The organism is Pseudomonas sp. RAC1, assembly GCF_030658255.1.
Lineage (GTDB): Bacteria > Pseudomonadota > Gammaproteobacteria > Pseudomonadales > Pseudomonadaceae > Aquipseudomonas > Aquipseudomonas boreofloridensis.
The window spans coordinates 92423-103341 of record NZ_JAUTXS020000018.1; the positions used below are offsets into that span (position 1 = coordinate 92423).

9 protein-coding genes and 1 rRNA gene are annotated in these 10919 nt (G+C 60.4%); 1 reads left to right on the forward strand and 9 read right to left on the reverse strand.

What is annotated here, in order from left to right:
- Positions 1–13 precede the first annotated feature (13 nt).
- From Q7C30_RS04150 to murJ, 5 genes are all read right to left on the reverse strand, one after another.
- Entirely contained in the window at positions 14–451 is a 438-nt protein-coding gene (locus Q7C30_RS04150; protein ID WP_029614581.1) for a peptidylprolyl isomerase, read from the reverse strand.
- A complete protein-coding gene (gene lspA, locus Q7C30_RS04155) occupies positions 444–959 on the reverse strand; it encodes a signal peptidase II (protein WP_039575279.1) in 516 nt (171 codons plus the stop codon). Before lspA ends, Q7C30_RS04150 begins: the two co-directional genes overlap by 8 nt.
- Positions 952–3789: an isoleucine--tRNA ligase gene (gene ileS / locus Q7C30_RS04160; protein ID WP_317870759.1), complete on the reverse strand. Its 2838-nt coding sequence runs from the start codon at positions 3787–3789 to the stop codon at positions 952–954. Before ileS ends, lspA begins: the two co-directional genes overlap by 8 nt.
- Positions 3786–4736: a bifunctional riboflavin kinase/FAD synthetase gene (ribF, locus tag Q7C30_RS04165; RefSeq protein ID WP_317870760.1), complete on the reverse strand. Its 951-nt coding sequence runs from the start codon at positions 4734–4736 to the stop codon at positions 3786–3788. Before ribF ends, ileS begins: the two co-directional genes overlap by 4 nt.
- Positions 4737–4854: 118 nt before the next feature.
- A complete protein-coding gene (gene murJ, locus Q7C30_RS04170; protein WP_317870761.1) occupies positions 4855–6393 on the reverse strand; it encodes a murein biosynthesis integral membrane protein MurJ in 1539 nt (512 codons plus the stop codon).
- A 253-nt stretch (positions 6394–6646) separates the two neighbouring features.
- Between murJ and rpsT the strand changes: the two genes are divergently transcribed.
- On the forward strand, positions 6647–6925 hold the full coding sequence (rpsT, locus tag Q7C30_RS04175) for a 30S ribosomal protein S20 (RefSeq protein WP_029614579.1): 279 nt from the start codon (positions 6647–6649) through the stop codon (positions 6923–6925).
- Between the two features lie 124 nt (positions 6926–7049).
- Here the strand turns inward: rpsT and Q7C30_RS04180 are convergent, their stop codons facing one another.
- The 4 genes from Q7C30_RS04180 to rrf all read right to left on the reverse strand — a co-directional run.
- A complete protein-coding gene (locus tag Q7C30_RS04180) occupies positions 7050–9350 on the reverse strand; it encodes an MlaD family protein (RefSeq protein WP_029614578.1) in 2301 nt (766 codons plus the stop codon).
- Positions 9343–9966 (reverse strand): paraquat-inducible protein A, encoded by a 624-nt coding sequence (locus Q7C30_RS04185; protein WP_039575270.1) that lies wholly within the window; start codon positions 9964–9966, stop codon positions 9343–9345. The genes Q7C30_RS04180 and Q7C30_RS04185 overlap by 8 nt, the downstream gene beginning before the upstream one ends.
- Positions 9953–10612: a paraquat-inducible protein A gene (locus tag Q7C30_RS04190; RefSeq protein WP_317870762.1), complete on the reverse strand. Its 660-nt coding sequence runs from the start codon at positions 10610–10612 to the stop codon at positions 9953–9955. Before Q7C30_RS04190 ends, Q7C30_RS04185 begins: the two co-directional genes overlap by 14 nt.
- A 217-nt stretch (positions 10613–10829) precedes the next feature.
- Positions 10830–10919: ribosomal RNA gene (gene rrf / locus Q7C30_RS04195) — 5S ribosomal RNA — on the reverse strand; the annotation flags it as partial.

Here is a 10919-nt window from a genome sequence, read left to right on the forward strand (position 1 = left end):
CTCGGCTCCAGACTCACAGGGCCTTCACGTCGAGGATCTTGACCTCGAAGCTCAAGGTCTTGCCAGCCAGCGGATGGTTGAAATCGATGGTCACCTGGTTATCGTCGAAGGCTTTGACCACGCCCGGAAGCTCGGTGTTGGCAGCATCGTTGAAAATCACCAGCAGACCGTCGGACAGTTCCATACCTTCGAATTGCGTACGCGGCATCACTTGGACGTTCTGTGGATTCGGCTGACCGAAGGCGTTTTCCGGGGCAATGCTCAAGGTGCGCTCGTCGCCAGCCTTGAAGCCGAACAGCGCATTCTCGAAGCCCGGCAACAGGTTGCCATCACCTACCTTGAACGTGGCCGGCGCCTTGTCGAACGTACTGTCGACAGTGTCGCCGTTTTCCAGATGCAACGCGAAGTGCAGGGTGACTTCGGTGTTCTGGCCGATACGGGTGTCAGTCATGCACGGCCTCCTCGGACTTCTTGCTCTTGAACATGTCCAGCGCCAACATCACCGCACCCACCGTAATTGCGCTGTCGGCCAGGTTGAAGGCGGGGAAATAGTGCGTATTGCGCCAGTGGACCAGGATGAAGTCGACCACATGGCCAAGCACTACCCGGTCCCACAGGTTGCCGATGGCGCCGCCCAGTACCAAGGCCAGCGCGACAGCCAGCCAGGTCTCGTTGCGCCCCAGGCGCTTGAGCCAGACCACCAGCACGGCGCTGACCACGACCGCGATGAGCGCGAACAGCCAGCGCTGCCAGCCCGAGCTATCGGCCAGGAAACTGAAGGCCGCGCCTGTGTTGTAGGCCAGCGTCCAGCTGAAGTAGTCGGGAATCACCACGATCTGCTGGTACATGGTCAGGGCGTTGTCGAAGTACAGCTTGGTGGCCTGGTCGAGGACCAAGACCAGCAAGCTCAGCCACAGCCAGGCCAGCCGGCCGAAGCGCCCTGCGGCAGGATTAGGCATAGCGGCGCACCTCGCCCTTGCCGCTGATGTTGTCGACGCAACGCCCGCAGATCTCCGGGTGCTCCGGATGGCTGCCGACATCGGCGCGGAAGTGCCAGCAACGACCGCACTTGGCGTGACCGGACTTGACCACCTTGAGCTTCAGGCCCTCCACCTCGGTTGCCACCGCCTCGGCCGGGGCCTGGGCGAATGGGGCCAAACTGGCGGCCGACGTGATGAGCACGAAGCGCAGTTCATCGCCCAGTTTGGCCAGGTCGGCGCTCAGGCCCTCTTCAGCGAACAGGCTCACTTCGGCCTGCAGGTTGCCGCCGATGACCTTGGCCGTGCGCTGGTTCTCCAGCTCTTTGTTGACCGCCGCCTTGACCGCCATGATGCGGTCCCAGTACGCGCGGTCCAACTCACTGTCCTGCGGCAGCTCGGTCAGGCCCTGATACCACTCGTTGAGCATCACCGATTCATTGCGCTCACCGGGCAGGTACTGCCAGATCTCATCGGCGGTGAAGGACAGGATCGGCGCAATCCAGCGCACCAAGGCCTCGCTGATGTGGTACAGCGCGGTCTGGCAGGAGCGGCGGGCGACGCTGTTGGCGCCAGTGGTGTACTGACGGTCCTTGATGATGTCGAGGTAGAAGCCGCCCAACTCCTGCACGCAGAAGTTGTGCACCTTGGAATAGACGTTCCAGAAGCGATACTCGCCGTAGTGCTCCTGCAGCTCGCGTTGCAGCAGCAACGTGCGGTCGACCGCCCAGCGGTCGAGCGCCAGCATGTCTTCGGCCAGCAGCAGATCGCGGGCCGGGTCGAAACCGGACAGGTTGGAAAGCAGGAAGCGTGCAGTGTTGCGGATGCGCCGGTAGGCATCGGCGCTGCGCTGCAGGATCTGCTCGGAAACGGCCATCTCGCCGGAGTAGTCGGTCGCGGCCACCCAAAGACGCAGGATATCGGCGCCCAGGGAGTTGTTGACCTTTTCAGGCTCGATGGTGTTGCCCAGCGACTTGGACATCTTGCGGCCGTTCTCGTCGACGGTGAAGCCGTGGGTCAGCAGCTCGCGGTAGGGGGCATGACCATCGATGGCGCAGCCGGTGAGCAACGAGGAATGGAACCAGCCGCGGTGCTGGTCGGAGCCTTCCAGATACAGGTCGGCGCGAGGCCCCGTGGCATGACCGATGTCATGCGAGCCGCGCAGCACGTGCCAATGAGTGGTGCCAGAGTCGAACCAGACGTCCAGGGTGTCGGCGATCTTCTCGTACTGCGCGGCCTCATCACCCAGCAGCTCGGCAGCGTCGAGCTTGAACCAGGCCTCGATACCCTGCTGCTCGACGCGTTTGGCTACCGCCTCCATCAATTCGACGGTGCGCGGGTGCAATTCACCGGTCTGTTTGTCGAGGAAGAACGGGATTGGCACGCCCCAGTTGCGTTGACGCGAGATGCACCAGTCCGGACGGGTGGCGATCATCGCATGCAGGCGCGCCTGGCCCCACGCCGGCACGAACTGGGTGTCCTCGATGGCCTTGAGCGCGCGCTCACGCAGGTTCTCACCGCTGGCAGGCTGCTTGTCCATGCCGACGAACCATTGCGCCGTGGCGCGATAGATCAGCGGGGACTTGTGGCGCCAGCAATGCATGTAGCTGTGGGAGATGGTTTCTGTGTGCAGCAGCGCGTCGACTTCCTGCAGCTTCTCGACGATGGCCGGATTGGCCTTCCAGATGAACTGGCCACCGAAGAATTCCAGTGAAGGCGCGTACACGCCGTTGCTTTGCACAGGCGTGAGAATTTCATCGTTTTGCATGCCGTAGCGCTTGCAGGTGATGAAGTCGTCCTCACCATAGGACGGCGCAGTATGGACGATACCAGTGCCTGCGCTGAGCTCGACGTAGTCGGCCAGATAGATCGGCGAGTTACGGTCGTAGAAGGGATGACGGAAGTTGATCAGTTCCAGGGCCGCACCTGGCGTACGCGCGATGATCTGACCCTCACGGCCGTAACGATCGAGACAGGCAGCCACCAGCTCCTCAGCCAGCACGAGCAGGCGGTCGCCCACATCCACCAAGGCGTAGCTGAAATCGGCATGGACACTCAACGCCTGGTTGGCAGGAATCGTCCAGGCAGTAGTGGTCCAGATCACGATGGAAGCAGGCTTGGGCAGCGTGTCCATGCCGAACGCTGCCGCCAGCTTGCCGGTGTCGGAAGGGCTGATGGGGAAAGCGACGTCCAGCGTCTGGGACTTCTTGTCCGCATACTCGACCTCGGCCTCAGCCAATGCCGAGCCGCAATCGAAGCACCAGTTCACTGGTTTGAGGCCCTTGAACACGAACCCTTGCTTGACCATCTCGGCCAGCGCACGGATTTCACCGGCTTCGTTGGCGAAGTCCATAGTCTTGTAGGGATTGTCCCAGTCGCCCAGCACACCCAGGCGAATGAATTCGGCCTTCTGCCCTTCGATCTGCTCGGCGGCGTAGGCGCGGCACAATTCGCGGGTCTGGTCGGGGCTCAGGTGCTTGCCGTGGGTAACCTCGATCTTGTGCTCGATCGGCAGGCCGTGGCAGTCCCAGCCCGGAACATACGGCGCGTCGAAGCCGGACAGGGTCTTCGAACGCACGATCATGTCTTTCAGGATCTTGTTCAGTGCATGACCGATGTGGATCTTGCCGTTGGCATAGGGCGGGCCGTCGTGCAGGACGAACTTCGGACGGTCCTTGCCAATCTCGCGCAACTTCCGGTACAGGCCAATGCTGTCCCAGCGCTGCAGGATCTGCGGTTCGCGCTGAGGCAGGCCGGCCTTCATGGGGAAGGCGGTGTCCGGGAGGTTAAGCGTGGCTTTGTAGTCGGTCATTTCAGGCTCTTGGTTAGCGGTTGAGCGTGCCAGTGGGCACGTGCGGCGGCGATGTCCGCGTCGATCGCCGACTTCAGCGCCTCCAGGGAGGCGAATCGCTGCTCCTCGCGCAGCTTGTGGTGGAATTCCACCGTCAGGCGCCGGCCATACAGGTCGCCGGCGTAATCCAGCAGATGAATCTCCAGGTGGGGACGGCCGTCACCGGCGACGGTGGGTCGAACCCCGATATTGGCGATGCCTGGCCAAACCTTGCCGTCGATCTCGGCGCTGGTCAGGTACACGCCGGACAACGGTATGCGGCGACGCTTGAGCTGGACGTTGGCGGTCGGCGTGCCCAGCTGGCGAGCCAGTTTCTGGCCGTGCAGGACGCGTCCGCTGATGGTGTAGGGACGGCCCAGCAGGTGCGCAGCCATGGCGAAGTCAGCATTGGCCAAGGCCGTGCGCACTTGCGTGCTGCTGACCCGCAGACCGTCCTGAACCACGGTTTGCGCGGCCTCGACGGTAAATCCATGGCGCTTGCCAGCCTCGACCAGAAAGGCGAAGTCGCCGGCGCGATCGCAGCCGAAGCGGAAATCGTCGCCCACTTCGAGATGACGCACACCGAGGCCGTCGACCAGGATCGTCTCGACGAACTGCTCGGCACTCAGCTCGCTCAAGCGCTGGTTGAAGGCCATGCACAGCACTCGGTCGATGCCCTCGGCGGCCAGCAACTCGACCTTGTCGCGCAGACGCGCCAGGCGGGCCGGCGCAGTATCCGGCGCGAAGTACTCGCGCGGCTGGGGCTCGAAGATCACCACGCACGTCGGCAGCCCGAGCGCTTGTCCGCGCTCGCGCAGGCGCGCCAGGATGGCCTGGTGGCCCCGGTGCACTCCGTCGAAGTTGCCAATGGTGGCGACACAGCCCCGGTACTCGGGGCGCAGGTTGTGAAGACCTCGAACCAGCTGCATAACGCGCTTCTTGCTCATAAAGTGGTCGATTATAACCACACCAGGGCGCTGGTGACAGGCAGCAACGACTTGGTGGGCCATGGAGTTGGAAAAATCGACGCCAGGGCGACGGAGGGTCTCAGTGCAGCGCCTTGCGGGCAAAATGCCGTGGCCGGAAGCCGCACAGCAGCAGGCAGCCGAAGTAAGTCACCACGCCAGCAAAGATCAAAGCCCCCAGGCGCAGAAAGCGCGCGAGCATGTTGCCCTGCTCCCAGGCCGGCATGACGTGCATGCCCAGCAACAGTACCGCCGACATCAGCGTCACCGCCAGCACCAGTTTGGCGAGGAACAGCATCCAGCCAGGCTGTGGCTGGAACAACTGATGGCTGCGCAGCTTCCAGAACAGCAGTCCGGCATTCAGGCACGCGCCCAGACTGATGGCCAGGGCCAGGCCCGCATGCTGCAGCGGGCCGACCAGCGCCAGGTTGAACAACTGGGTGCAGACCAGCGTGAAGACCGCGATCCTGACCGGGGTACGAATGTTCTGCTGGGCATAGAAGCCTGGAGCCAGTACCTTGACCAGAATGATCGCCAGCAGTCCCACGGAGTAGGCGATCAGTGCTCTCTGGGTCATCGCGGCATCGGTCGCGGTGAACTTGCCATACTGGAACAGCGCTACCGTCAGGGGTTCGGCGAGGATCGCCAGGGCCAGGGTGCAGGGCAATACCAGCAGGAAGCACAGGCGCAGGCCCCAATCGAGAATTCGCGAATACTCTTCACGATCCCGATTGGCGTAGGTCTTGGCCAGCGTAGGCAGCAGAATGGTTCCCAGCGCTACACCCAGCACCCCCGAGGGTAACTCCATGAGACGGTCGGCGTAGTACATCCAGGACACCGACCCGGCGACCAGGAACGAGGCGAAGATGGTGTTGATGATCAACGAGATCTGGCTCACCGACACCCCGAGGATTGCCGGCAGCATCTGCTTGAGCACGCGCCATACACCTGTATCGCGCAAATTCAGGCGCGGCAGTACGAGCATGCCGATTTTCTTCAACGCGGGCAGTTGGTAAAGCAACTGCGCAAGGCCGCCGGCCAGCACACCCCAGGCCAACGCCATGATCGGCGGGTCGAAGTAAGGCGTGAGGAACACGGCGAAGCCGATCATCGCCACGTTCAACAGCGTGGGCGTGAACGCCGGTACCGTGAAGCGGTTCCAGGTGTTGAGAATCGCCCCTACCAGCGACGACAGCGAGATCAGCAATATATAAGGAAAGGTCACTCGCAGAAGCGCAGTGGTGAGCGCGTACTTCTCGGTGCTGTCGACGAAACCTGGCGCGGTGACCCACACCACCCAGGGCGCAGCCAGTATCCCCAGTGCCGTGACCAACGCCAGCACCAATGTCAGCAGGCCGCTGACATAAGCGATGAAAGTTCGCGTCGCCTCCTCGCCTTGTTGGGATTTGTACTCGGCCAGAATAGGCACGAATGCTTGGGAAAACGCGCCTTCGGCAAAAATACGTCGCAGCAGATTGGGCAGTTTGAAGGCGATGAAGAAGGCGTCGGTGGCCACGCCAGCGCCGAAAATGCGCGCCAGTATGGTGTCGCGCACAAAGCCGAGCACCCGGGAAATCATGGTGATCGAACTGACGGCAGCCAGGGATTTGAGCAGGTTCATCGAAAAGTTTTACGCCTGAGACTTGAGAGCGCTGCCAGATGGCGCTGGAGTATGCGATAATCCCGCTTCTCTGCAGGGGTGCAATAAACTTCCGAGTTTACAGGTCGTTGCGCAGAAAGGAATCTCTCCTTCCGCGCTCGCATGCCACTCGGCAGATCCTTGCAACTGGCCTTGACATCCGTCCGAGTCATCGGCATGATTCGCGGCCTTATTTGTTTGCTATTTACCCAAAAGTCTTTCGAGGAGCTCGACGGTGGCCAACACACCTTCCGCCAAGAAACGTGCAAAACAGGCTGAGAAGCGTCGCAGCCACAACGCCAGCCTGCGTTCCATGGTCCGTACCTACATCAAGAACGTAGTCAAGGCCATCGACGCTAAAGACGCCGAAAAAGCGCAAGCTGCCTACACTCTGGCTGTGCCTGTCATCGACCGTATGGCCGACAAAGGCATCATCCACAAGAACAAGGCTGCTCGCCACAAAGGCCGTCTGAATGGCCACATCAAGGCGCTGAAAGAAGCTGCAGCTGCCTAAGCGACGCGCTTGAACAAAAAAAACCGACCTTAGGGTCGGTTTTTTGTTGCCTGAAATTTGAGCATGCCTTGTAGTCAACGTGCGTTCACAAGAACGGGCTGCGCTTGGCAGCCCGGCAGTTGTTCTATTTGCCCAGCGGAATCTTGGGCGCCCACACTAACCAGGCGTCGTCTGGCTTGTCGAACAGCGGGAAAGTCTGCTGCGCACGTGCAGGATTGCCCATCTGCTCCCCGTCTGGCGTCGCGAAGGCGATACCACCGTCAATGAGAGTTTCCAACGATTCGGTACGCACTGTGGCGCCCTTGAACAGGCCCCAGTCGAAACCAAAGCCGCTGCTGTTCCAGAAACGACTACCGCCGCGCACCAAGGCCGCATAACGAGGCTCGATGAGTATGTGGATCAACACACGATCGGCACTCTGGCCCAGCTCATAGCCGGTGACCTTGCCTACTTGCACCTCTCGATAAGTGACCGGTACGCCAGGCTTGATGGAGCCGCGCCTCGGTGCGCTGAGTGTCAGCGGCAGGCCAAGTTCAGGACCTTTCACTTCAGGGGCCTCGCTCAAGGCGATGAAATCGCGCTGCGGCCCTCGATTGTTCGAGGCAGGCTGCACCTCCAGGTACTGCCCACTGACCAAGGTATCCAGGTTCTCGGTGCGAACGAGCCCGAGCGCCGGCTTCACCACCCAGAATTGAGTCCCTACACGAGCGATACGGTCTGCCGACTCGGTAATCCGCGCACGCAGCAGCACAGCCTGCAGGTCGGCAGTGAGGTCGACGCTTTCGAGGCTGCCGACTTCAAGACCACGGAAGCGGATCGGCGTACCGGGCTTCAGACCATCGGCGCGATCCACGCGAATGGTAATCAGGCTGCCAGCTCGATTGGCGGCCTCCTCGTTCTCCAGCAGACGGAAGCGCGGAATATGGCGTTTCAAAGGCACGTTTGGCTGCGGCGTATCGAATGCGATACCCCCAGCCATCAGCGTTTGCAGCGACTCACTCTTGATCTTGATACCCGATAGACCGCCGGTGAGCGTGATGCCGCTGGCATTCCAGAAACGTGTAGAACCATTGACCAGATTGGCGTACTCCTTCTCGATATGAACGCCAATCAGAATACGCTTGCTGTTGCGAGCGAACTGATAGCTCTGCACGCTGCCGACCCGGACCTGGCGGTAGGTCACCGGACTGCCCACTTCCAGCGAACCTAGCGTATCGGCGAACAGCACCAAGTGCAGCCCGGGCGCCTTGAGATCGAGTGGCGGCGCCTTGGGGCGGGCTTCAAACTCGCGCTGCGGACGCGCCCCTTTCTCGCCCGGCCGAATGGCGATGTAGTTACCTTTGACCAGCGCCTCGATACCGGTGATACCGGCCAGGGAAATGGACGGTTTGACCACCCAGAACTGCGTACCCTCGACCAGGTAGTCCTCGGCCAGCGGATCGAGCGTCAGTTCTGCCATTGCACCGGTGAGGTCGTCGTCGATCTTCAGGGTCTTCATCGAGCCGACCTGAATCCCCTTGTACATCACAGGCGTACGGCCAGCCTGCAAACCGTCATAGTCGGTCAGGTGCACCTTGACCCGGATACCGGCTTGGGCAGCATCGAAATCCTCGTACAGCCGGAACGGGAGATTCGGGTCGGTGGGCGGGCTGTCCTTGCGATGCTCAGGCGTGGCGAAGGCGATACCGCCGGCGATGATGCTCGACAGCGACTCACTGCGCACCTTCACGCCGGACAGGTTGGCGTCGATGCTGATACCGCTGGCATTCCAGAAGCGCGTGTGTTTGCGCACCAGGTTCGCGTATTCAGGTTCGATGAACAGCTTGATCTCGACCGTATCGTGATCATCGGACAGTTTGTAGCTCTTCACCTTGCCGACTTGAATCTGTTTGTAGAACACCGGACTGTCACGGTTCAGCGACCCCAGACGGTCAGCCTTGAGGGTCAGGTGCAAGCCTGGCTCCTTATCGGACAGCGGCGGCGCCTCGGCCAAGGCCTTGAACCGCTTGGTAGGCTCACCCTGCCCCGGATCGACTGCAATGTAGTTGCCGGAGACCAGCGTTTCGAGTCCCGATATGCCAGCAAGGCTCACGCTCGGTTTGACCAGCCAAAAGCGCGTGCCTGTGGTCAGGTGTACTTCGGCTGCCTTATTCATCTCGATGGTCGCGATCACGCCTTTATTGCTGCCTTCGGCATCCAGCACCAATGACTTGACCTTACCGACCGACATCCCTTTGAAGATGACCTCAGTCTTGTTGGCGACGATCCCCTCACCCGTTTCGAAGCGCACCTGGATCTCCACACCCGCCTCACGATAAGCCTGCCAGGCAAGCCAACCGCCGATAAGTAGCGCAATCAAGGGAAGGATCCAGATGGCCGACCAATTGGAAGCTGGGCGGGTTTTTGCCGTTGGCAGATCACTCATGGTCGTCATCCGACTCCGTGTTGTCCCAGATCAGTCGGGGATCGAAGGTTAAGGCAGCAAGCATCGTCAAAATCACTACGGCAGCGAAAGCAACGGCGCCGAGATTGGGTTCGACACTGGCAATACGGCCGAATTTCACCACGGCCACCAAGATGGCGATGACGAAGATATCCAGCATCGACCAGCGACCGATGAACTCAATGAACCGGTACATCAGAATCCGCTGCCGTGCGGAAAGAGGCTGGTGACGCTGAACCGAGTACAGCAACAGCCCTATACCGATCAGCTTGAAGGTAGGCACCAGAATACTGGCGGTGAAGACCACGGCGGCAATCGGCAACATGCCATGCTTCATCAATGTAATGACTCCGGACATGATGGTGTCCGGACTGCCCTGGCCCAGTGTGCTGACGGTCATGATCGGCAGCAGATTGGCCGGAATGTAGAGAATCATCGCCGTGATGAGCAAAGCCCAGGTGTAGACGATGCTATTAGGGCGCCGGGCATGCACTACAGCGCCACAACGGCTACAAGCCTGCGAGTCGTGGCCATGACGCTGACGGTTTAACGCATGACATTCGTTGCACACCAGAATACCGGCATCAATCGCCCGCATGGGTGTCCTCCCCCGACAGCGCGACCCAGATCTGATGTGGGGACATCACCACCTCGAGCCACACTTGGACCAGTAACAGGCTGATAAAGCAAAACAGCCCCAGGCCCAGCGTCAATTGCGCAAGATCGACCAGTTTGACGATCGCCACCAGTACACCCATGAAATAGACCTCAAGCATGCCCCACTCACGCAGGTGGTGATAAATGCGATAGACCAGCAGGCCATGACTGCGACCGATATTCAGGCGAATACTCAACAGTACCAGCAACTGACATAGCAGCTTGAGCAGCGGAATAGCCATGCTGCAGAGGAACACCACCACGGCGACTCCTCGCATATCGGAATGATACAGACCTAGCACGCCGCTCCAGACGGTGTCGTCGGAGGTCTGGCCGAACAGGTGAAGCTGCATGATAGGTAGGAAGTTGGCCGGAACGTAGAGCAACAGGGCGGTCAGGACCAATGCCAGACTTCGATTGACCACATTGTGTCGATGCGCGTAGAGCTCATAGCCGCAACGCGGGCATAGGGCTTTCTCATCGTTTTTCAAAACGGGCCTGCGTAATAGCAGGTCGCACTCATGACAAGCCACGAGGTCATCCAGCGGCAGATCGGCCAGCGCTTCAGGGTCGGCGACGTTAGGCATAGGGAGGTCTGGTAGGAAAGTCGGCTCTATTCTAGTGTTCCGACCGAAAATGTGGGAGATGGTGCGTTACAGGCGCAGTTAGCATTGATTGCAGAGGAAAGGCGCGTCTGAGCTCGTCGTGAGACCCGTCCTCGATCCTATCCTGTCAGAAATTATCAGCCACTAGAAAAGACAAAACCCCTACCTGCTCGCGCAGATAGGGGTTTTGCGAAATGAATCTTGACGATGACCTACTCTCACATGGGGAAACCCCACACTACCATCGGCGATGCATCGTTTCACTGCTGAGTTCGGGATGGGATCAGGT

What these genes read in the sequence shown, in the direction of transcription:
- ileS (WP_317870759.1), bottom strand. Translation starts at nt 3,789, where the DNA reads ATGACCGACTACAAAGCCACGCTTAACCTCCCGGACACCGCCTTCCCC.
- murJ (WP_317870761.1), bottom strand. Translation starts at nt 6,393, where the DNA reads ATGAACCTGCTCAAATCCCTGGCTGCCGTCAGTTCGATCACCATGATT.
- Q7C30_RS04190 (WP_317870762.1), bottom strand. Translation starts at nt 10,612, where the DNA reads ATGCCTAACGTCGCCGACCCTGAAGCGCTGGCCGATCTGCCGCTGGAT.
- ribF (WP_317870760.1), bottom strand. Translation starts at nt 4,736, where the DNA reads ATGCAGCTGGTTCGAGGTCTTCACAACCTGCGCCCCGAGTACCGGGGC.
- Q7C30_RS04185 (WP_039575270.1), bottom strand. Translation starts at nt 9,966, where the DNA reads ATGCGGGCGATTGATGCCGGTATTCTGGTGTGCAACGAATGTCATGCG.
- Q7C30_RS04150 (WP_029614581.1), bottom strand. Translation starts at nt 451, where the DNA reads ATGACTGACACCCGTATCGGCCAGAACACCGAAGTCACCCTGCACTTC.
- Q7C30_RS04180 (WP_029614578.1), bottom strand. Translation starts at nt 9,350, where the DNA reads ATGAGTGATCTGCCAACGGCAAAAACCCGCCCAGCTTCCAATTGGTCG.
- lspA (WP_039575279.1), bottom strand. Translation starts at nt 959, where the DNA reads ATGCCTAATCCTGCCGCAGGGCGCTTCGGCCGGCTGGCCTGGCTGTGG.